The 21544-nt window shown below is 73.5% G+C and carries 19 protein-coding genes and 1 tRNA gene; 11 read left to right on the top strand and 9 right to left on the bottom strand.

The features are described 5' to 3' along the window. Positions 1-34 precede the first annotated feature (34 nt). Together G448_RS0113830 and G448_RS0113835 are read right to left on the bottom strand one after the other, a co-directional pair. Positions 35-547: a PH domain-containing protein gene (locus tag G448_RS0113830; RefSeq protein WP_026408462.1), complete on the bottom strand. Its 513-nt coding sequence runs from the start codon at positions 545-547 to the stop codon at positions 35-37. Positions 548-724: 177 nt separating this feature from the next. Continuing rightward, positions 725-1447, bottom strand: a complete 723-nt coding sequence (locus tag G448_RS0113835) for an HAD family hydrolase (protein WP_169720860.1) — start codon at positions 1445-1447, stop codon at positions 725-727. Between the two features lie 450 nt (positions 1448-1897). On the opposite strand from G448_RS0113835, the gene G448_RS0113840 reads away from it, so the two are divergent. Continuing rightward, a complete protein-coding gene (locus G448_RS0113840; RefSeq protein ID WP_084436803.1) occupies positions 1898-3433 on the top strand; it encodes a DHA2 family efflux MFS transporter permease subunit in 1536 nt (511 codons plus the stop codon). A 127-nt stretch (positions 3434-3560) separates the two neighbouring features. Here the strand turns inward: G448_RS0113840 and G448_RS0113845 are convergent, their stop codons facing one another. The 3 genes from G448_RS0113845 to G448_RS16820 form a co-directional block, all read right to left on the bottom strand. Next, positions 3561-4763, bottom strand: a complete 1203-nt coding sequence (locus tag G448_RS0113845) for a hypothetical protein (protein WP_026408465.1) — start codon at positions 4761-4763, stop codon at positions 3561-3563. Continuing rightward, a complete protein-coding gene (locus G448_RS0113850; protein WP_026408466.1) occupies positions 4748-6067 on the bottom strand; it encodes a TadA family conjugal transfer-associated ATPase in 1320 nt (439 codons plus the stop codon). Before G448_RS0113850 ends, G448_RS0113845 begins: the two co-directional genes overlap by 16 nt. Positions 6068-6249: 182 nt before the next feature. Then, positions 6250-7545 carry a nucleotide-binding protein gene (locus G448_RS16820; protein WP_245572357.1) on the bottom strand — a complete coding sequence of 432 codons (1296 nt, stop codon included), beginning with the start codon at positions 7543-7545 and terminating at the stop codon, positions 6250-6252. Positions 7546-7801: 256 nt separating this feature from the next. Between G448_RS16820 and G448_RS16825 the strand changes: the two genes are divergently transcribed. After that, on the top strand, positions 7802-8752 hold the full coding sequence (locus tag G448_RS16825) for an HAD family hydrolase (protein WP_084436805.1): 951 nt from the start codon (positions 7802-7804) through the stop codon (positions 8750-8752). 12 nt (positions 8753-8764) lie between these two features. Here the strand turns inward: G448_RS16825 and G448_RS0113865 are convergent, their stop codons facing one another. After that, positions 8765-9739: a Fic family protein gene (locus G448_RS0113865; protein WP_034495468.1), complete on the bottom strand. Its 975-nt coding sequence runs from the start codon at positions 9737-9739 to the stop codon at positions 8765-8767. Positions 9740-9935: 196 nt separating this feature from the next. On the opposite strand from G448_RS0113865, the gene G448_RS0113870 reads away from it, so the two are divergent. From G448_RS0113870 to G448_RS0113890, 5 genes are all read left to right on the top strand, one after another. Continuing rightward, entirely contained in the window at positions 9936-10913 is a 978-nt protein-coding gene (locus G448_RS0113870) for a hypothetical protein (RefSeq protein WP_245572358.1), read from the top strand. Between the two features lie 144 nt (positions 10914-11057). Then, positions 11058-12413 (top strand): hypothetical protein, encoded by a 1356-nt coding sequence (locus G448_RS17205; protein ID WP_051269104.1) that lies wholly within the window; start codon positions 11058-11060, stop codon positions 12411-12413. Positions 12414-12532: 119 nt separating this feature from the next. Beyond that, a complete protein-coding gene (locus G448_RS16835) occupies positions 12533-13297 on the top strand; it encodes an AzlC family ABC transporter permease (protein ID WP_051269106.1) in 765 nt (254 codons plus the stop codon). Further along, a complete protein-coding gene (locus G448_RS0113885; RefSeq protein ID WP_026408469.1) occupies positions 13291-13614 on the top strand; it encodes a branched-chain amino acid transporter permease in 324 nt (107 codons plus the stop codon). Before G448_RS16835 ends, G448_RS0113885 begins: the two co-directional genes overlap by 7 nt. Positions 13615-13669: 55 nt before the next feature. After that, positions 13670-14608: an alpha/beta fold hydrolase gene (locus G448_RS0113890; RefSeq protein WP_026408470.1), complete on the top strand. Its 939-nt coding sequence runs from the start codon at positions 13670-13672 to the stop codon at positions 14606-14608. Between the two features lie 45 nt (positions 14609-14653). On the opposite strand, the gene nth is transcribed toward G448_RS0113890, so the two are convergent. Then, a complete protein-coding gene (gene nth, locus G448_RS0113895; RefSeq protein ID WP_051269107.1) occupies positions 14654-15370 on the bottom strand; it encodes an endonuclease III in 717 nt (238 codons plus the stop codon). 214 nt (positions 15371-15584) lie between these two features. Here nth and G448_RS0113900 point away from each other — a divergent pair, with 214 nt between their 5' ends. Continuing rightward, the gene (locus tag G448_RS0113900; protein WP_026408472.1) at positions 15585-16262 is read left to right on the top strand and encodes a Crp/Fnr family transcriptional regulator; all 678 of its coding nucleotides are present in this window, start codon (positions 15585-15587) and stop codon (positions 16260-16262) included. 181 nt (positions 16263-16443) lie between these two features. Here G448_RS0113900 and sp36 read toward each other — a convergent pair whose 3' ends face one another. Together sp36 and G448_RS0113910 are read right to left on the bottom strand one after the other, a co-directional pair. Next, the gene (gene sp36, locus G448_RS17865; protein ID WP_084436806.1) at positions 16444-16602 is read right to left on the bottom strand and encodes a Sp36 family protein; all 159 of its coding nucleotides are present in this window, start codon (positions 16600-16602) and stop codon (positions 16444-16446) included. A gap of 45 nt (positions 16603-16647) precedes the next feature. Further along, positions 16648-16974 carry a WhiB family transcriptional regulator gene (locus G448_RS0113910; RefSeq protein WP_026408473.1) on the bottom strand — a complete coding sequence of 109 codons (327 nt, stop codon included), beginning with the start codon at positions 16972-16974 and terminating at the stop codon, positions 16648-16650. 274 nt (positions 16975-17248) lie between these two features. Here G448_RS0113910 and G448_RS16840 point away from each other — a divergent pair, with 274 nt between their 5' ends. The 3 genes from G448_RS16840 (at position 17249) to G448_RS0113925 (ending at position 20990) form a co-directional block, all read left to right on the top strand. Next, positions 17249-19618 carry a transglycosylase domain-containing protein gene (locus tag G448_RS16840; RefSeq protein ID WP_034495471.1) on the top strand — a complete coding sequence of 790 codons (2370 nt, stop codon included), beginning with the start codon at positions 17249-17251 and terminating at the stop codon, positions 19616-19618. Between the two features lie 3 nt (positions 19619-19621). Then, on the top strand, positions 19622-20605 hold the full coding sequence (locus tag G448_RS0113920) for a metallophosphoesterase (RefSeq protein ID WP_026408474.1): 984 nt from the start codon (positions 19622-19624) through the stop codon (positions 20603-20605). Positions 20606-20916: 311 nt separating this feature from the next. Then, positions 20917-20990: transfer RNA gene (locus tag G448_RS0113925), tRNA-Pro, on the top strand. Positions 20991-21544 lie beyond the last annotated feature (554 nt).

Consider the following 21544-nt stretch of genomic DNA (forward strand, 5'->3'; position numbering starts at 1 on the left):
CCGACCGCCCGCAACTTCTCCTCAGCCCCCGCTCTCAGTCGTCCGGGTCGACGTCGATAGCGCCCTGAACGTCGTTGAACAGCAGGTTGGCGATCTCCGACTGGACCATCTCGACCTCGGGCACGTCGGTGAGCTCCAGCGGGTCGTCCGAGCTCGTCTGCAGCCACAGGGTGCCGCACCGGAAGACCCGGTCGGTCAGGTCCTGGTCGTGCTGGACGTCGCTGATGCGGGTCAGGGGCAGGTCATGCCCCGTCTTGTTGAACACGCCCGATCTGGTGATGACCCGCTTGGACGTCACGGTGTAGCTCGTGGTCACCCACCGCACCCACGGCACCACGAGCAGCGGCACGCTCGCGACCAGCACCACCGCCCAGATGCCGATCAAGCCCCAGGGATTCCAGGAGCCGGGGACCAGCACCGAGCAGACGATGCCGAGTGCGAGCAGCACGATCTCGAGAATGATCCGCCACAGGAGGACCTTGATATGAGTATGCATGTGCCGCACCACGACCTCGTCGCGGCTGAGCAGCTTCTTCGACAGAGTCATGAGCACATCGTGCCATGCCTTCGCGGCCCGCACGGGCCCGTGACGGTCTCCCCATCCCCACGGTCGCGCAGGTCTCCCGAGCCGGGCGGCCGGCGCCCGTTCCCACTGCCCACGCCGCCCGGACCACGGGGCGCGCCCGCCGCCGCGCGGTCCGCGACACTCAGCACCGCGCGATTGTCATTCGATGAGAATCGCGTCCAGGCCATCGACCGTGGGCACATCGCGTTCCGGAGATCCGCCGTCACGGCGCAGGTACACGACGCAGAGCCCCGCACCGAGGTCGCCATCGACATCCGCCCAGGGGTCGTCGCCGATCATGAGGGCGTGCGACGGGGCGACCGAGAGACGGCGGCACGCCTCCTCGAAGATCCCCGCGGAGGGCTTGGACGCCCCGAGCTGGACCGAGGCGAGCAGAGGCCAATCGGTCTCAAGAGCGCCGACGGCGGCCAGCTTCTCCCGCTGCGGCGCCTGGTCCCCATTGCTCAGATACGCGACCGTCAGCGGGCCGCCGGGGCGATCGGCTCCCGCTCGGCGGAGACGGGTCAGGAAGCCGGGCACGTCGTCGTAGGCGCGCCACAGACTCCGATACACCTCCCGGTAGGCGCGCATGTGCGCATCGGCCTGCGCATCCGACAGCGTCGCGCCGTCGGGCACGAAGTCGCGGATGCGAGCACGCAACTGGTCGCCGAAAGCGAGCTCCCCCATCTGGTAACGGGTGAAGTACCTGCGATCCAGAGTCTCCCACAGCTCGGCGGTCTCCCCCGGCCCGAGGCTCCAGCCCGGCAGTGTGGAGGCCCACTGATAGGAGGCGACGTCGGCGGCACCGCGGTGGTCCACGAGGGTGCCGTCGATGTCGAGCAGGATGGCGCGGACGGCCGCGGGAACAGTGAAGATCGGCATGGGGCCAGTGCGCCCGAGGCCGCGGAGATCGAGGAGCCGCACAGCGAGCCGTCCGGACCGCCCCGACCGCCCATGCATGCCGAATCATCCCCGCTCGCACGGGGTGAGCCGCCCGGACGCGCCCGGGCCTCCGCAGTCACCAATGCGCTTATCCGCTCCACGCGACGTCCGCTTCAGCCCGCCCGCTCCACCGCTCGGCGCCTGCCGGTTCCCGGACTCGCGGCCCGGTCATCCCGACCATAGCCCGTCGATGAGACGCCTGCCTGTCTCCGGACAGGCGGGTGCAGGGCACCGCGGTCGATTCGTGCAGGCTGTGCGGCTGCCGGCTCCCGGATGGGCGGGCGTAGGCTGATCACGAGCACTCGTGACGACGCGCCCCGGCCGGTCGCGGGTGCCTCCGCGTGATGGGCGCCGCTGTCAAGGCCGGCGCCCCATGGATGAGGAGACTCGATGAGCAAGACACCAACGCCCTCCACCAGCACGCCCGTCCCGAGCGAGTCCGCCACCGCCCCCGATGGATCGACGATCGGAGGAGCAGCACCGCCCCGCCCGACGCAGCCCGACGATGCGCCCGCCACGGTCCACGGTCGGATCGTGCGCCCCGCCATCGTCCTGGTCACCTGCTGCGCGGCGCTGTTCATCTCCTCCATGAACGTCGCCCTCATCAACGTGGCCCTGCCGGTGATCCGCGCGAGCCTGAGCGCCTCGACGACCCAGCTGCAGTGGGTGATCGACGCCTACACCCTCATGATCGCCGCCCTCCTGCTGGTCAGCGGCTCGATGGCGGATCGCTTCGGCCGCAAGCGCGCCCTGCTCGTCGGGCTGGTCCTGTTCGCCGTGACGTCGGCTCTGTGCGCGCTGGCGCCCACGGTCACCTGGCTCGTCGTGGGGCGCGGCCTGCAGGCCACGGGCGGGGCACTGCTGACGCCGGTCGCCCTGTCGATCATCTCCGCGACCTACACCGATCCGGCGAGGCGGGCCGCCGCGATCGGCGTCTGGGGCGCCGTGGCGGGCCTGTCGCTCGGGCTCGGGCCACTGGTCGGCGGGCTGCTCACGGACACCATCGGATGGGCGGCCAACTTCTGGCTGAACGTTCCCGTGTGCCTCGTCGCGGCGATCGGGGCCGTCCTGTTCGTCCCGGAGTCCCACGCCGCGCGTCCCCGCCGATTCGACCCGGCCGGCCAGATACTCATGTTGGGACTCCTGGCGGGGGCGGTCGGCGCCCTCATCGAGGGTCCGGAGGCCGGGTGGTCCTCATCTCTCGTCCTCACGCTGGCCGTGCTCGCCGTGGTCTGCCTCGCGCTGTTCACCGTGGTGGAACGACGCGTCGCAGAACCGCTCGTGGATCTGCGCTTCTTCCGCTCGGCCGCCTTCAGCTCCTCGGTGCTCATCGCGGTGATGGTCTTCACCGTGCAGGGCGGCTGCCTCTTCCTCGTCCCGCTCCTGCTGCAGGGGCCCTTCGGCTACTCGGCGCTCATGACGGGAGCGCTCATCCTGCCCATGGCAGCGGTGCTGGCCCTCAGCTCGCCGGTGTCGGGGCGACTGGTAGGTCGCCGCGGGACCCGCCCTTCCCTCGTCATCGGCGGGGCGGCGATCTCGGTCGCCAGCGTCATGCTGGTATTCATCAGCACCGGGACCCCGGCGTGGTACCTGATCATCGCCTTCACCATGCTGGGGGCGGGGATCGGCTTCATCAACCCGCCCATCACGACGACGGCGGTGGCGGGTCTTCCCCTGTCCCAGGCGGGAACCGCCTCGGGACTGGCCTCGGCCTCGCGGCAGGTGGGAGTGGCCCTCGGCGTGGTGGTGGCCGGCCTGGCCGCCAGCACCGACGACCTCCGTCTCACGGCGGCCAGTCACCCCGTCTTCCGGCTCACGGCGGTTCTCGGGCTGGTGGTCGCGGCCCTGGGTGTGGTCTCCACGACCCGGTGGGCGCGGGGCACTCGCCATCGGCTCGACGCCCTCTTCAACGCCTCGGACGCGTAGTCGGACGCCCGAATCGGACGGATCGGATTCGCACGTCGTTCGCCCACCGAACCGCTCCCCATCGCCCCGGAGGACCACGGCGCATCACGACAGGAGGATCGAATCATCTGCGGGAGTCGCCGGCGCCTCAGCCGTGCAGCAGGTCCAGGCCGACGCTCGCCACCACCGGCGCGATCCCGAGCACGACGAAGGCCGGCAGGTGGCACAGCCCCAGCGGGAGCACCAGCCGCACCGCCAGCCGCTCGGCCGCCTCCTCGTCGGCCGCTCGCCTGCCGGCGCGCAGCGAGGCCGCCGTCCCCTCCAGCAACGGCGCGGGAGACGCCCCGTCCTCCCAGCCTGGACGCAGGCATCCCTCCAGCCGCGAGCGACGCTCCCGCCATGCCTCGTCGTCGGGAGCGTCCCAGGCCTCCTCCCAGTCGGCGCCCAGCAGCAGCGCCCGACCCGCAACCGCCAGCTCCTCCTCGTCCAGCGCCTCGCCGAGGGCCCGCAGCGCTCCCGGCAGGGACGCTCCGCAGGCCAGGGCGGCGGCCGCCAGGTCGAGCACGAGCGCCTCGTCCACCCCGCTCGACGACGCCGTCGCGGCGGAGACCATTCGCGCCGTCGCCCGATGGCCCACGATCATGAGGCAGATGCCGGCGGCTCCCAGCACGCTCCCCAGGCCGCCGTCGAGCAGCACCTCCTCGGGGCGAGCGCCCACGGCCGCCCCCAGCAGCAGCCCGACCGGCGGCAGCACGGCCAACAGCCTGGCGGTCGCCCTCGGCCCCGACAGCGCGGTGCGACGCGAGGCCTCGGCACGCCCGGACTCGGCGACCCCGCCGGCGACCGCCTCCAGGATGCCGGCCAGGGGCGCGCCGAGCGCCGCGGTGAGCCGGCACGCCGCCACCGCCCCGGGCACCGCCGCCACGGCGGCCCGACGTCGCTCCCTGGCGGCCCTGCGCCCCGGAAGGGGCGGGTCCCATGTCCATCTGCCGCGCAACCGCACCGGCCACCAGTGCTCGGGGACCGCGTCGGCCAGCTCCCGCAGGGCGGGCGGGACACCATCGTCGCCCGGTTCCGCTCCCTCGGACACGCCGTTGCGCGCCAGGCTGCGGGCCCATGCGCGCTGCGGCGTCGCCCCGGCGCGCAGCAGGGTGGCGACCTCGGTCAGGAGCAGGCCGACGTCGAGGTCCGCCAGGGACCGCACCGGGGCCCGCCCACCCGCTCCCCGCCCGGTCGTGGCACCGGTGCGGTGGGGGCCCGGACCGGCGGGACGCCCGCGCCTGGCCGGTATCCCTATGACGGCGGCCGCCAGCGCCACCAGCAGGCCGACCGCGATCACGTCGGGGTCCACAGCGCACCGCCTCCCAGCACCGCCGCGACCGGAGCCGCCCCGATGCGCTCCGCCAGTCCGTCGGCGGCCGGCCCGGCGCTGACGATGCCGTCCCGGGAGACCAGGAGCGCGTCCTCGCAGACGAGCCGTCCCTCTGCGTCCCGGCGCAGCAGGCCGACGCCGGCGATGCAGCGCCGCGTTCGGGGCGGACCGGAGCCCCTCGCCGTGCCCGGAGAGAGCCCCGCGTCGCGCTGGTCCCGCAGCGAGTCCAGCGACCCCCGTAACAGCGCATCCGGCTGCGAGTCCCCATCCGGACGCGCGGGCGGTCGAAGCGCATCCGCCCGCGACGGGCCCTCGTCCAAGGCTTCACTGGTGCGACGCAGGTGGACGACGGCGTCCAGGGCGCTGACCGCCTGGGCGGCGACCGCGGTCTCGTCGAGCCCGGCCAGAGCCCCGAGCGCCGTCAACCGGGCGGGGACGTCGGCCGGGGAGTTGGCGTGCAGGGTCGCCCAGCCGCCCTCGTGGCCGGTATTGAGGGCGGTGAGCACGTCGCGCACCTCCGGGCCGCGGCACTCCCCCAGGACGATGCGGTCGGGCCGCATGCGCAGGGCGGTGCGCACGAGCGCGGTCATGGGCACGGCGCCGACGCCCTGAACGTTGTCGCCGCGCTCCTGGAGGTGGATGACGTGGGGGTGATCGGGGCGCAGCTCGGCGGCCTCCTCGATGCACACGATGCGTTCGGTGGCGGGCACGAGGCCGAGGAGAGTGGCCAGAAGCGTCGTCTTGCCGGTGCCGGTGGCCCCGGTGACGAGGCAGGATGCCCGTGCCCTGACGAGTTCCGTCAGAACCGTCTCCAGGCCGGGCGCGATGGTGCCGGCCTCGACGAGCTCGGCCAGCGTGAAGGCACGACGCCGCTTGGTGCGCAGGCAGATGAGAGTGCCGTCGGCCGACAGGGGCGGTAGGACCGCATTGAGGCGGGTGCCGTCGGGCAGGGTGGCATCGACCACGGGGCTGGCGTCGTCCAGCCGGCGCCCGCAGGAGGCGGCCATGCGCACCGCGAGCGCGCGCGCCTGCGGCTCGGGCAGGGCAGCGCCGCGGGCGGCCTCCAGACCGCGGCCGCGATCGATCCAGGTGCGTCCGGCGCCGACGAGGACGTCGGTGACGCCGTCGAGCTCCAGCAACGGCTGGAGCACCGGACCGGCGCCCTCGACGTCGGCGCGCACGCGGCGGCTCAATCGGGCCAGGCCGCCGGCGCCGGTGGTGGGAGCCGCACCCGTTCCCAGGGCGCGCTCCAGGCCGACCCCACGCGCCAGCGCCCCGCGCACGACGGCGAGCTCGTCCTCCGCGGCGCCTCTGTCGTCGACGCCCGTCGCGGCTCCGGAGGACAGGACCTCCCCGGGGCGGGGCCGACTCCCGCCGGGCCCCGTTGATCCCGTCCCTCCCTCGGAGGGGACGCGGAGGACGGGGTCCGCGCATGAGCTCCCCGTGCCCATCATGCTCGCTGCGCTCACCATGGCCGGTCAGCCTCGAGGAGTCCGGACGCCACGGCGCGGGCGGCGCGCCGGGTGCTGCCGCGGCCCCTGGTCGGGTCGTCGCCGCGCGCCACCCGCTGGGTGACGGCCCGGTCGTTCGGAATGGTGGCGACCACCGGCGCCCCCGTCATCGCCTCGAGGTCATCGGCGGTGACGTCCTCCCCGATCGAGCGCACGATCAGCGCCTGCGAACCGTCCCCGGTGGGGCCGGCACGGGCGATCAGGGCCTCGGCGGCGACGGCCGAGCGCAGGTCCAGGCCGGTCACGAACAGCGCGAGGCAGCCGGGCGGGAGGGCGGCGCCGCGCGGAAGATCGACGATGACGAGGTCGTGGTGCGCGCGCAGCGCCTCCAGGGCGGGGCCGACGGCCGTCGGACCGGGGGCGCCGCCTCGCCCGTCTCCGGTCAGGATGGGCATGCCGAGCCAGGTGGGCAGGACGGGGACGAGGCGATCGGGGCGGAATGCCGCCTCATCGGCGGGGAGGTCCCCCCACCGCAGACCCGGGACGACGTCGTCGCCGATGAGCAGGCCGAGGCCGCCCGCCGGATCGGCGTCCAGGAGCGCGACCCGGGCGCCCGCGGCGGCGCAGGCCCGTGCGAGGTGGAGCAGGAAGGTACTGGCCCCCAGGCCGCCGCGGGCCCCGACGACTGCGACGATCCGGGCGCGCGGCGGATGCTGGGCGCTCAGCAGGGCGGCGACAAGGCGGTCGGCGCCGTCGGGCGCCGCGAGCGTCTCCAGGGCGAGGACGCTCAGACGATCGTCGGCGGGGGCGTCGGCGAGCGCCTCCGCGGAGCCCAGAAGAAGGAGGGCGCCGGCCGTCCCCATGAACTCGACGGCGGCGCCGGTCACATCTTCCGCCCGGCACAGCGCCGGAGCGCGCCCGGTGCAGGCGCGCACCAGGGCGAGGACGTCCCAGGCCAGGGACTCGGACCCGGCCGGGGACCCGGTGGGGGCCTCGGCCAGGGCGCCGGACAGAGCCGTCGCCAGGACCTCGGGCGGGAGCGCGCCCGGAGCGATCCGGCCGGCGGAGGCGTCCGCACCGGCGGAGGCGTCCGGGCCGGCGGGGAGTACTGGTTCGAGGACGTCGTCGAGGACGATGAGGACACCGACATCGGGCGTCGGCGGCGTGTCATCGGCGGGCACAGCGGGCGGGGAGGCGAGCGGATCAGACGGAGCCGGCCAGTCCGGAGGGGGCAACCGGTCCGGCAGGGTCGCAGCGATCCGCGGGCCCGGAGCGTCGCGAACGGTCGAGGGGGCGATCAAGTGGGGCACGGCGTCTCCTCCAGTCCGGATGGGATGCATGGGCGCATCTCCTTGCACTCCCAGAGTGGGGCCGGCCGCCGCGCCGTCGCATCCGATCGCCGCGACCCCTGTGGAGTAGGGGAGCAGCACGGTTCCTGTGGAGCCCCGAGAGCGCGGCCGAGCACCCGCGGCGACCGCCCCACCGGGGCCTCGCCCCATCCCGCACCGCCGGGTATCCTTGTGGCAACTATCACAACGAAGAGAAGCGGCGACGAGAGAAGCAAGGATGGCGGACACTGCGACGACCCCGCGGGGCCCCGGCCCCGTCATCAGGAAGGACGACGTGCCGATCGAGCCGGGCGCTCGGACGATCGACGGCTCCCCCGCGCACACCTGCGCCTACTTCGATCTCGACAAAACCATCCTGGCGACGTCGAGCGCACTCGCACTGGGCTCCCCCATGCGTCGCAGCGGCCTGATCTCGACCGTCTCATTGGTGCGCGGCGTCATCGCCCAGCTGCCCTACCTCCTGGTGGGCGCCGACGAGAACCAGACCGGCCGTCTCATGGAGCGCCTGGCGCTCATGTCCGCGGGCGTCGAGCGCGCGCACTTGCAGGAGGTCGTGAGGGACGCCCTGGCGACCGCGATCGAGCCCGCCGTCTACGCCGAGGCCCTGGCTCTCATCGAGGCGCACCACCGGGCCGGTCACGATGTCGTCGTGGTCTCCGCCTCCTCGACCGAGATGGTCGAGCCGATCGCCGCGCTCGTCGGGGCGGACCGCGCCGTCGCCACCCGCATGGAGGTCGACGCCGAGGGCCGCTTCACAGGCCGGATCGAGCGCAGTCTTCTCCACGGGGCGAAGGTCGACGCCCTGCTGGCCGACGCGAGCGCTCACGGCATCGACCTGGCCCGCTCCTGGGCGTACTCCGACTCCATCTCCGACCGTCCCATGCTCGAGGCCGTCGGTCACCCGGTCGCCGTCAATCCCGATCGGGATCTGCGGCGCCTGGCCGGCGAGCGGGGCTGGCCGGCGCGGGACTTCGAGCGGCCGATCCGAGTGCGCGCGCGCCGCCCGGGACTGCGGGCGGCACGCGCGAATCGCCTGGCCGGTGGCGCGGGGCTCGTCCGGGTCGCGGCCGGGCCCGTCGTCGCCGTCCTCGTCATCTCCGTCATCTCCGTCCTCGCCGTTGCCGTCACGACGACGGCGCGCCGGGAGCGCGAGGACCGGAGGCGCTGATCGCCACGCGCCTCAACCGGCGGCCGTCGTCCCGGCCTGGATCGTCCTGCAGATCACCTGCGCCTCCTGGATCCCCATGAAGATCGCCTCGGCCTGCCACGCGACCCACGCCACGACGCCGTCGTGGGTCCCGCTCGCGTAGGCGGCGGCCGCATCCGCGTAGGCGGCCGGCATCCGGGCCGCGTACTGATCGGGGACGGCGACCCCGGTCGGCTCGAGCCCGTCCCGGGTGATGAGATGGCGGACCAGCAGCCGGCCGACGGCGGCATTCCCCACGAGAAAGGGCCGCGCCGTCACCATCTCCCCGTGCACGGCGGCGGCACGCACGAGCGCGGGCGCACCTGACAGGCCGATGAGCCGGGTCAGCCCCTCCAGACGCGCCGTCAGGGCCTCGCCGTCGGGGGCGGGGCCCGGCCCGCCCTCCATGGGCGCGGTCCCGGCGGGCCGGGGAAGGGCCACAGCACCGAGCGGAACGCGCCCGGCCACGGCGATGGGCCCGGTGACGTCGCGGTGCAGGGCCGCGAGCAGCGCCCGGGGACTCGGTTGGACGGGCCTCGAGTCGCCGCGCAGATCGGGCATCCAGGAGGCCAGGCGCGCCCCGGCCCTCCACAGGCCGGCCACGACGTCCAGCGAGGGATCGCCCGTGGACGCCTCCGCGAGGCCGCCCTCGGCGACGGCCCCGCGGAGGACGGAGGAGGGCACGACCACGCCCTCCGCGCCGCCGGAGGCGATCGCACCGCGCACCGCCGCCTCGGCGCGGGCCTCGCGCCATCGACGGCGCAGGGCCTCGTGGAACCTCAGCTCGGCCGAAACCCGGCGCAGAGCCTCCTCGGCGCGCACGACCCGCGCATCGGAGGCGATCGCGCGCAGCGCCCGGACGAGCGGATCGGCGCCGTGACGACGCCCCCGCGCGCCCCCGCGCACCCCCGGCCCGGCCCCTCGTCCGGCATCCGGCCCTGGACCGATGCCCACCGACGTGCTGATCACCTCTCCACTGTAGGCGCGCCCGCATGCGGCCCGGCCCGGCTCGCCCGCGCGAGTCCGTCGACGACGTCGGACTCGGTCCCGGGCGCCGGGGCCGCCGCCCCCGGCCGGGCGACCGGGCCCGACGGGCCGCGCCGAGCCCGTCGAGTCCGACCGTGCGAGACGACGCCCCGGCACCGATTCATCTAGGCTTCGAGCCGTGACCCCCGCACAGTCCCTCAGCGCCCGCGCCCCGTCCCCGACGCCGCCCGGCGGCGTGCCGATCGCTCCGCGCCCCCGTCGAGCCGACTACCTCCTGACCGCCGCGGCCGGGATCGTCCTGCCCCCCATGATCATGGCCCCGCTGGGCATCGCGTCGTACGCCGCCGCGGACGGCCGGCTGCCCCTGGCCGCGCTCCTCATCGCACTGGCACTGGCGGTGTGCTCCACGGCTCAGTGGTTCTTCGCCGTGCGCTCCTCGCTGGGCGGTCTCGTGGCGGGCCTGATGGCACTGGTCGTGCAGGCGATCGTGCTCCTCGCCCCGCAGGGCGCCCAGTCGTCCCCCATGCCGTGGGCACGGGCCTTCATACCCACCGGCACGCTGCTGGTGACGGCGGGCGTGCTCCTGGGCGGTTCGTGGGGCATGCGGCGCGCTCGCCGCTCCGGACGAACCGACGCCCGCCTGGCGATGCGCCTGGCCGCGGCCGACCGGACCATGGGCGTGACACCACCGGCCCCGCCGTCCAGGCGTCGCGACCACGTCCTGTCCTTCGTGGTGACGGCGACGACGATCCCCGCCGCGCTGGTGCTCCTCCAGCACGGATACGCCGAGCTGGTCGGCCCGGGCGGGGACTCGTCGGGTCTGCCGACGGCGCTCGCCGCCCTCGCCCTGCTCGTCCTGGGCGCCCTCATCGCGGGCCGCTCGACCCTCGGCGCCCGGGTGACTGGACCGCTGCTCCTCCTGGTGGGCCTGCCGATACTGCTCCACGGCGTGTGGCCCGCGGCGCCGGGAGCCGCCCGGCTCTCACGATGGCTGCCCGATGATCCGACCGGGGTGGGCGTCATGGCGAGCGGCCTGCTGCTCATGACGGTCGGATGGGGGGTTCACCTGGCCAGGCGCCGGGGCCGGGCGGACGAGCTGGCCGGACTCAAGAGCGCAGAGTCGGCGGCGCCGGCGAACGACACCGACCACCCGTGATGCGCACCGCGGGCCCCTGCGGGCCACGCCGGTCCCCGCGGGCTCCGCGAACCACTGCGAGCCGCAGCCCACAGCGGCGACCCGGCACGCCTCCCCGTGACCGGCCCGCCCCGCGACTACGGTAATGGTGGAGAAGGAGGCCCCGTGAGCACTGACAACCCCAGTCGTCCTGAGGACGAGGAGCCCGACCGCACTGCGAGGGGCGGCCCCGTCGACGCCGGAGGCGCCCCCGCGGCCGAGGGGCCCTCCCCGGAGGCGCAGACCCCCGCACCGATGGCGGACGCCGACGGCGGGATCCCCGCCGCGAGAGAAGAGCCCGTGCAGATCGACACGGCTGCGGCCCCGGTGCGCTCGCAACCGCTCGGCCCCGGAGTGGGAACGGCCACTCCGCTCACGGGCACGAGCGCCGCAACCCCGCGAACCGGCATGGGCGCAGCCGCCCCGCAGCCCGCCGCCCACGCGCCCGGCACCGCCGGGACCGGCACCGCGGGCCCCCTCGCGCCCGACGCGGCCGCGTCCCCCGCTCGACCCGCGCCGGACGGGGGGCCGGGACGGGCCGCACCCGCGTCGGACGCCCTGTCCGCCGCCCTGTCCCCCGGAGGGCCCGCGACGGATCCCCTCAGCCTCGAGAAGCCCGAGCCGCTCTCATTCGCCTCCGGCGCCGAGCCGCACGACGAGGCCGCCGGATCCCCCGTCGAGGACACGGCGGTGCGCCGCCGCTCCCTGCTCACCGCGGCCCAGTCCGCCCCCGAGGGGACGCCGGACGCCGTGGGCCCGGCACCCGATGCGCCCGCCGCCCCGGCGACCGCGGTTCCCGGTGCGAGCGGGCCCGCGAGCCCCGCCCCGACGACCGGCGCGAGCACCGAGGGGGAAGCCGGAGGGAGGCCGGCCGCCGACGGCGCGGAACCGCGGAACCGCACGAGCAGAACCAGGAGCAGGTCCCACCGTGCGGACGCGGTCGACGACGACGTCCTGCTCGACGGCTCCATCGTCGTCGGCCACCCGAAGTCACGGGCCGGAGCCCACTGGGCCGGCGTCCTCGTGTCGGTGGTGGCGCTGCCCGTGGCCTGGTTCTTCCTCCATGACGGCGCCGCCATGGCCACCGTCCGCTCACCGGACTCCTACGCCTTCGACCTGTCGGCCCGCGGACTGACCGAGCTGGCCGTGGGGGCCCTGGCGCTCGTCATCGCCATGTGGGTGGCGCGCCTCACATCCGTCGGCAGCATCACGGTCGGCGTCATCTCGATGCTGCTGGGGCTGCCCTTCCTCGTCGCCCCGGGCGTGATGACGGATGCCTTCTCCCCCTTCCTCGGCGACCTGAGCACCCAGTCCGCCCTCGGCCAGAGCCTGAGCACCTATCTGTGGACCGACGCGGTCACGGGCAAGTTCCTGGTCCTGGGCGTGTTCATGGCGATGCTCGGCGTCGTCTCGCACTCGGCCCGTCGCGCCGGACGTCACGAGCAGGAGGTCATCGAGCGAGGGCACCGCGCGGAGGACTGAGGGACGCCGCGCGTCGGTTCCGCGCGGCCGCGGGGCCCGACTGCCGCGTCTCCCGCCTCCGGGCCCGGCTCGTCTAGCCTGAGGACGTGCCCGACCCCGCCGCCCCGCCCGCGCCGTCCATGACCTCGGCGCGCGACGCCCTGCGCGAGGCCGCGCCCGTCGTCATCGGCTACGTGACCCTGGGGCTGGCCGCCGGCATGCTGCTGGTGGCCGAGGGGCTGTCCTGGTGGTGGGCGCCGCTGTGGAGCCTCGTCATCTACTCCGGGACCATGCAGATGCTGCTCGTGCCCCTGGCCGGGGCGGGGGCACCGCTGGCGGCGATCGCGGCGTCCACCGCCTTCGTCTCGGGACGGCACGTCTTCTACGGGCTGGGATTCCCACTCGACCGCGTGCGCGGCCGCCTTCCCGCTCGGCTCTACGCCGTCCACGCGATCACCGACGAAGTCTACGCGCTGCTCGCCTCCAAGGACCGCAGCAGGATGAGCGGGCGCTACATCGTCACGGTCGAGGCGGTCAGCCACCTGTCGTGGACATCGGGCACGACGGCGGGGGCGCTGGCGGGCACCGGGCTGGCGGCGCTGGTCGGCGAGGACATCGAGCTGCTGGGCTTCGTGCTGACCTCGTTGTTCGTCGTCCTGGCGATCGAGAACTGGAGGAACCATCCCGACCTCGCGGTCCTGATCATCGGCGTCCTCGCCGGCGCGGCGGGCATGGCGATCGGCAGCTCGGCGGCGCTGCTCAGCGCCCTGGGCGTGCTGGCGGTGGGGCTCATCGCCCTCTACGTCCGGCGTCGTCGGGCCCGTGCACGGGCCCGACGACGGGACCCCGACGCGGGGGCGGACGCCGCCGCGACGCGCGGGTCCCAGGAGGACCGCTCATGCTGACGGACCCTCGGATCGCCATCGCCGTCGTCGTGGTCGCGGCCATCACCTTCGCCTGCCGCATCGCCCCGTTCGCGCTCCTGCGGGGCCGCGGCGGCGGCCCGCTGGTGGACTTCCTCTCCTCGGCCATGCCGCTGGGGGTCATGATCGTGCTCGTGGCCTACACGCTCGACGGAGTCGGCACCGACCCCGCCACGTGGCTGCCGGCGCTCGCCGGGATCGGGACGACGGCGGGACTGCACCTGTGGCGCCGGTCGATCGGCCTATCGCTGATCGGAGGGACCGGGATCTACGTCGTCATCAGCCTCCTCCTGGGCTGAGGCCGCGCACGACGCGGCCCGCGCACGGCTCGCGCCACCCGGATAGGCTGAACCGGTGCCCGTGATCGTCGCCCGCCCCGGCCCCTGGACCCATCGCGACCTCACCGCGGGCGGGACCCAGTTCCACGTCGCCCTCGCCGGACCCGAGGAGCTCCCCTCCCCCGCGGGACCCGACGAGCCCGCCGCGGGCGCCGAGAAGCCCCTGATCCTGCTCGTCCACGGCTTCCCCGAATGCTGGTGGACGTGGCGGCACGTCATCGGCCCCCTGGCGGAGGCCGATCTCCGCGTCGCCGCCGCGGACCTGCGCGGCTTCGGCGGCTCGGACCGACCGCCGTCGGGCTACGACCTGGCGACCCTGGCCTCCGACCTGGCCGCCGTCGTGCGCGCGCTGGGACACGAGCGGGCCGTCGTCGTCGGGGCGGGTCTGGGCGGGCAGGTCGCGTGGGCGCTGGCGAACCAGGAGCCGTCGACGACCACGGCGATCGTGCCCGTCGGAGCGCCGCACCCCATGGCGCTGAGGTCCTTGCGCGGCAGGGTCGTCTCCGGGGCGGCGCTGCAGTACCTGTGGCTGAAGTCGCCGATGCTGCCGGAGCGCTCGCTGCGCACGACGGCGGGCATGGACCGCCTGCTGCGATCCTGGGCGGGCCCGCGCACCAGGCAGGAGGTGGCCGAGTCGGCCGGGTACTACGCGACCCTCATGGCGCGACCGGGGGCGGCGCACTCGGCACTGGAAGCGGTGCGCCGCACGAGGCTCGGCCGCGAGGAGATCGCCTCCCTGAGCGAGCCCGTGAGGGTCCCGGTCATGAGTGTGCAGGGCGAGCTGGACCCGGTTCAACCGGCTCAGGCCTATGCGCGTGATGTTCACCACGTCGCGGACCACCTGCGGCAGGTGACCGTGCGCGGCGTCGGGCACTTCCCCCACGAGGAGGCTCCGGATCAGTTCCTCGACGCCCTCCTGCCCTTCCTCGCCGAAATCGAGCCGACGAGGCGGTGAGACGGCCGGGAGCCGGATCGGCGCCCGGGTCCCCTTCCCAGGGCCTCAGACGCCCACCCGCGGGCACAGTCCGGCGTCGGCCAGCACGCACTCGCCGCAGCGCGGCGCACGCGCGCCGCACACCGCCCGCCCGTGCTCGATGAGGCGGTGGCAGCCGTCGGTCCATCGCGCCGGATCCCACAGCGCGGCCAGATCGCGCTCCACCCGCACCGGATCCTTCGACGTCGTCCAGCCCAGGCGGCGCGACAGGCGGCCCACATGGGTGTCCACCGTGATCGCGGGCACCCCGAAGGCGTCGCCCAGCACGACGTTGGCGGTCTTGCGCCCCACTCCGGGCAGGCTCATGAGGGCCTCGCGCGTGGGCGGCACGACGCCGCCGAAGCGCCCGGCCAGCCCGTTCCCCAGACCGATGAGCCGCCCGGCGCGGGTGCGCTGCATGCCCAGCGGCCGCAGCAGCGCCTCCAGGTCATCGGGCCTCGCGGCCGCCAGCGCAGCGGCGTCGGGGAAGGCGGCGAAGAGCGCGGGGGTGACGGTGTTGACGCGGGCGTCGGTGGTCTGCGCCGACAGGACCGTGGCCACGAGGAGCTGGAAGGGCCCGTCGTGGTCCAGGGTGCAGCGCGCGTCGGGATGAACGACCGCGAGCGCGTCGTCGACGGCGCACGCGCGCAGGGCCACTGACCCGAGGGTCCCGGTGGCCCCGGGGCCGTCGACCGGCGACGCGGTCACGGGGACGCCCCCTCGCGCCTCCCCGCGCCCCCTCATGCCGCCCCTCGCATCGTCCTCTTCCGCCCCCCTCATCGTCGTCATAACGCCATGCACCTCGCCATGCACCTCCGCCCTCGGAGGGCTTGCTCGGATCACAATCGAGACTACAATCCTCGTCCGCGTGCCACAGGTCACAAACCGTGGCAGGATATGGCACAGGGCTGCCCGCCGAAGGCCGGGACCAGCCGATCAACCCCACAGGAGGACCTTCGTGGAAGACAGCATCATCGCCAGAATCCCGCTGTTCGAGGGAATGAGCCCCGAGGAGCAGGACGAGTTGCGCGCCATGATGACGCAGACGACTCTGCGTCGTGGCGAGACCCTCTTCACCGAGGGGGACGCCGGCGATCGCCTCTACATCCTGCTCTCCGGCAAGGTGAAGCTCGGCCACGCCTCGGCGGACGGCCGCGAGAACCTGCTGGCCGTGCTCGGCCCCGGCGAGGTGGTCGGCGAGCTGACCCTGTTCGATCCGGGCCCGCGCTCGACGACCGCCACCGCCGTCGCCCCCACCGAGCTGCTCGCGCTCGAGCACGGCCAGCTCATGGGCTTCATCGAGTCCCACCCGACCCTGGCCAAGGACATGCTGCGCGCCCTGGCCCAGCGCCTGCGCCGCACCAACACGGCGCTGGCCGATCTGGTCTTCTCCGACGTCCCCGGGCGCGTCGCCAAGGCCCTGCTGGACCTGGCGGACCGCTTCGGCTCGACGACGGAGGACGGCGTGCACGTGCCGCACGACCTGACCCAGGAGGAGCTCGCCCAGCTCGTCGGCGCCTCCCGCGAGACGGTCAACAAGTCGCTGGCCGAGTTCGTCTCCCGCGGCTGGATCCGCCTGGAGGGCCGCGCCGTCACGCTGCTCGACGTCGATCGCCTCCGTCGCCGCGCCCGGTGACGCCCGGCGACATGCGCCCGTCGCGCCGCCGCTCCCGCCGCCCGCGCGGGGACGGCCCTCGCTGCTGGCGTCCTGAAGGCCCTGCAACGGCTTCCGCCGCCCGCGCGGGGACGGCGCCCCGGCGGGCGGCCCGCCGGGCGCATGCCGCCGGGGTCCGCGACGCGGAGCTCGGGGCGAGTCGTCAGGCGAGCGGGCGCTTCATGTAGGCGACCAGGTTGTCCGAGCCGGCCGGGCCGGGCACGACCTGGACGAGCTCCCACCCGTCGGCGCCCCATTGATCGAGGATCTGCTTGGTGGCATGGGTGAGCAGGGGGACGGTGGCGTATTCCCAGGTGGTCATGGGGCGAGCCTACGGTCAGGGCCGCGCGCGGCGGAACCGGCCGCCTCACCTCACACGGGCCAGGATCCTGGGGGCGCGGCGGGCGTGTATCTCGGCCACGAGGTCGTCGTCCTCCTGCCGCAGCCACTCGCTCCAGTCGGTCACCTCGGGGAAGCGGCGCAGCAGGGCACGGCGCTCACGCTCGGTCAGTCCGCCCCAGACCCCGAAGGAGGAGTCCGAGTCGAGGGCCTCGGCGAGGCACTCCATGCGAACCGGGCACGAGAAGCACACGGGCCGGATATCCCGCTGCTCGGCGCCCTTGCCGAAAAGCTGATCTGGATCGACATCGGCGCAGGCCGCTCGGACGGCCCAGGTCTGATCGGTCGTCGTCATCTTCTTCTCCCTAGTTGAGTCGACCGACTGCGCTGTCGGCCGCATCACACCGACGACCGTATGTCAAACGTCGGCCCCACGCCAAATCCAGCCCGGGCCCGATCCGTCCCGGCCCGATCCGGTCCCGGACTGGGACCGGACTGGGACCGGGCCGGGCGGAGCCGCCCCCGGGGCGCGGCCCGGACGACCGTCGCCGCGAGACTCCTAGGGCTTTCTCAGGCCGATCGCGTCGTAGCCCACAGCGCACCGCAGCGATTGCCCGTAGGCTGAGACCATGTCGACGTCTTCCTCCCGCGGCAGGTCGCTCTCGTCCGCCCAGGTGGTCTCCATGCTCCTGGTCTTCGTGCTCCTGTCGAGCGCCGGTGGCATACTCACCGCCGGGTTCGCCATGCCCGCCGTCGGCGCCGCGGCCGCCATCACGAACGCATCCGCCAACTTCTTCGACGAGCTGCCCGACGACTTCAACGTCCTGGAGCCGAGCCAGATCTCGACCATCAAGGCCTCCGACGGCACGCAGATCGCGCAGTTCTACGCCGAGAACCGCATCGTCGTGCCCCTGTCCGAGATCTCGCCCACCGTGCAGAACGCCATCATCGCCGTGGAGGACCAGCGCTTCTACCAGCACAAGGGCGTCGACCCGACCGGCATCATCCGGGCCGTCGTCTCCAACGCCAACGGCGGCTCCCAGGGCGCCTCGACCCTCACCCAGCAGTACGTCCGCAACGTCCTGGTCGAGGCCGCCATCCAGGAGGACGACCCCGCGGCGCAGTCGGCCGCGACCGCCCGCTCCGCCGGCCGCAAGATCCGTGAGATCAAGTACGCGCTGACCCTGGAGCAGAAGCACTCCAAGCAGGAGATCCTCGAGGGCTACCTCAACATCGCCGCCTTCGGCCCGTCGACCTACGGGGTCGAGGCGTCCTCCCAGCATTACTTCTCCCACCCCGCCAAGGATCTGTCGATCACCGAGGCGGCGCTCCTGGCGGGCCTGACCAACGCGCCCGGCGCCTACGACCCGATCGCATACCCGGACAAGGCCAAGGACCGCATGAACTGGGTGCTGGACAAGATGCTCGAGGAGCAGTTCATCACCCAGGAGGAGTGGCAGGCCGGCCAGGACACGAAGATCGAGGACATGCTGCACGTCACGGAGACCGTGGGAGGCTGCGGCACCGCGGGATCGGCGGCCTACTTCTGCGAGTACGTGAAGTCCGAGATCGAGAACTCGGAGCTGTTCGGCGCCACGCGGGACGAGCGCAGCAAGCGGCTCCTGCGAGGCGGCCTGACCATCACCACGACGCTGGACATGAGCAAGCAAGCGGCCGCCGACGCCGCCGTCCAGGAGTACGTGCCCACGGGCGATCCCTCCAACGTCAAGGCCGCGCTGTCCTCCGTCGAACCGGGCACCGGCCGCATCGTGGCCATGAGTCAGAACACGAACTACGGCCTGGCCACCGAGGAGGACAGCTCGACCACGCAGATATCCTTCAGCGCCGACGCTTCTCACGGCGGACTGGAGAACACCGACGGCACCTCCGGCTTCCAGCCCGGCTCGACGTTCAAGGCGTTCGTCCTGGCGGAGTGGTATCAAGAGGGCCACTCGGGGTACGAGACCATGAACACCAGTCCGGCCACCTTCGGCCCGTCGTCATGGCGCATCTCCTGCGACCCCTCCAAGGCCGACACGTGGACGGTCGGCAACGCCAACGCCTCCGAGGGCGGCACCCACAACGTCATACAGAACACCGCCATGTCCATCAACGTCGGCTTCGCCAGGATGACGCAGCAGATGGACATCTGCGACATCACGCGCATGGCCGCCAACCTCGGGGTCACCACCAACTCCGGACAGGCGCTGACCCCCACGCCGTCGATCGCGCTGGGCTCGCAGGAGGTCACGCCCCTGCAGATGGCCAGCGCCTACGCGGCCTTCGCGGCTCACGGCGTCTACTGCCGCCCGATCGCCATCGACTCCATCACCGACGCCGACGGCAAGCCGACGGAGGTGCCCTCCGCCGGGTGCACCCAGGCGATGGACGGCACCGCCGCGGACAAGACGGCCCAGACCCTCACCCACGTCCTGAGCGACAAGACCGGCACCGGCAAGGACGTGCCCCTCAACGGGCGCCAGGCCGCCGGGAAGACCGGGACGACCGAGTCCATGGACAATGCCTGGTTCACGGGCTTCACCCCGCAGCTGTCGACGGCTGTGTGGCTGGGGCACTCGGAGGGGTACTCCTCGATGGACCACCAGTACGTCGGCGGCCGCTACTACCAGACCATGTACGGCTCGGACGCTCCCGCCCCGCTGTGGAAGATGTACATGGACGCGGCGCTGGCCGGTCAGCCCGCCGTGGGCTTCAACCAGGTCGGTCTCAACGTCGCGCCGGCGGGCGCATCGTCCTCGGACGGATCGTCCTCGGACGGCCAGAGCGCTGGCGGGGCGCAGAACTCGAGCGCCTCCGGGGCCCCGCAGAGCTCCGCGTACGACGTCGTCAACGCCTCCGCTCAGGCGTCGGAGCCGCCCCGGGGCCAGGTGTCCCAGGGCACCGGGGTGCCCTCGCAGCAGGGCGACGGCCAGGACGCCCGGGGCCCGGCGGCCTCGAACGACTGGGGTCCCCAGAACATGTCCAAGAACGGGAGCTGACGGGTGCCCGCAGCTCACGGCGCGGTCCGCTCATGCGCCCGCGCCGCTGTCGGCGCGTCCCTCGCGGGGCTCGGCCTTCTTGGTTACGCGCTCCTCGAGGCGAGCCTCCCCGTACTGCGGCGCGTGGACGTCCCCGTCCTGGCGGCCGGCGAGCCGCCGGTGACCCTCCTGCACCTGAGCGATCTGCACCTGACCGACCGGACCGAGGCTCGGGTGGCCTGGGTGAGGCGCCTCGCCCGCCTGAGGCCCGATGTCGTCATCGACACCGGCGACAACCTGTCCTTCGCCAACGGTCTGGAGCCGTTGGGACGCGCGCTCGCCCCATTCCTGGGGCTTCCCGGCGCCTTCGTCCTGGGAGACCACGACTACCGCACGACGGTCTTCAAGTCGCCCACGCGCTACCTGCGCTCGCACCCGAGCCCGGTCTACAAGGACCTCGACGAGGCGCACGTGGCGCTGCCCTGGACGGAGGTGCGCGACCTGCAGGCCTCGGGCGGCTGGGCGGACCTGACCAACGCTCGTGGAACGATCTCCGTCGGCGGACGGAGCATCGAGCTGGTCGGCGTGGATGACCCGCATGCCGAGCGCGACGCCTTCCCGCCGGCGGCGTCACCGGCGGGCGCGACCGGGGACGGGCCCGCGATCCGCGGCGGTGACGGCCGCCCGCTGCGGATCGGGTTGCTCCACGCGCCTTACCGGCGCGTGCTGGACGCCATGTCGGCCGACGGCGTGGATCTTGCGCTGGCGGGGCACACGCACGGCGGCCAGCTGTGCCTCCCCGGCGTCGGCGCCCTGGTGACCAACTGCGACCTCGATCGCGGACGGGCCTCGGGCCTGTCGCGGTGGCCGGGGCGCACCGGGACGGCCGGCGGCATGCACCTGTACGTCTCCGCGGGCCTGGGCACGAGCCCCTACACGCCCGTGCGCGTGGCCTGCCGCCCGGAGGCCACGTTGCTCACCCTGACGCCCGTCGCCCGAGGCTCCTGACGTCGGAGGGATCCGACGCCCGTCCGCCGAGCCGCGCCCCTTCGCCGAGATCGGTCCGACGGCGTCGTACCCTGTCGAGTCGGACTATTCGGCGCGAGTCCGACGACGACGCCGTCCGACTCGCGCCATCATGTCGTCCTCGTCCCGCAGAAGACCCGTGCGCGCTCGAATACGACGGCTTCGGTCCGCGGCGCCGCGCAGACGTACGAGGGAGCGGCGCAGCGCGCTCCTCCGCCGGTACGTGATCGATGCCTCTTCAGCAGGGTTTCCATCCGTCCCGACAGGACGACTATCATGTCGTCTGCTGCACGCGGGGTGTGGCGCAGCTTGGTAGCGCGCTTCGTTCGGGACGAAGAGGTCGTGGGTTCAAATCCCGCCACCCCGACGATGTGGAGGCTTCACGATTTGCTCATGAGGTCTTCGAAGAAGGGTAAGAGGCCGCCAGGTCGACTACCCCGACCATTGACTCACCCTCAAATCCGCGTCACGGGCCTCCCCTGACGCGGGTTCTTGTTCCATTTCGTTTGCTTTCGCACTCCCCATGCCATCATCCAGCAACCTCTGCGAGTCCGGCATCCCCGGAGACGGGGCGACGATGTCACGCGTCACCTCAATGCGACATCGTCGTCTCGAGCGGACGCGAGGCCGCCGCCTAGCCCAATCCCCGGTTCACCCGACTCAACGTCCAGCGCTTTGCTGAGCTTTTCATCGCACTCGTCTTCGCCGCATCACACGACCGCGTCCAGCCCGGCCTCACTATTCCCCGTCACTGCCTCGCCCGGCCTTGACGCCGCCCACCGCCTCATCTCGCGGAGCGGCCGCGACTGCGATGACAAAGATCCGTGGAGCGTCACTTACCTCGGTTTTCTCGAAGAAACGCTCAGCGTATTTGAGGCGCTAGGCGGCCCGATGCAAGCGCTGAGAGCGGCTCGCATTGCC

This window comes from Actinomyces gerencseriae DSM 6844, assembly GCF_000429265.1.
GTDB classification, from domain to species: Bacteria; Actinomycetota; Actinomycetes; order Actinomycetales; family Actinomycetaceae; genus Actinomyces; species Actinomyces gerencseriae.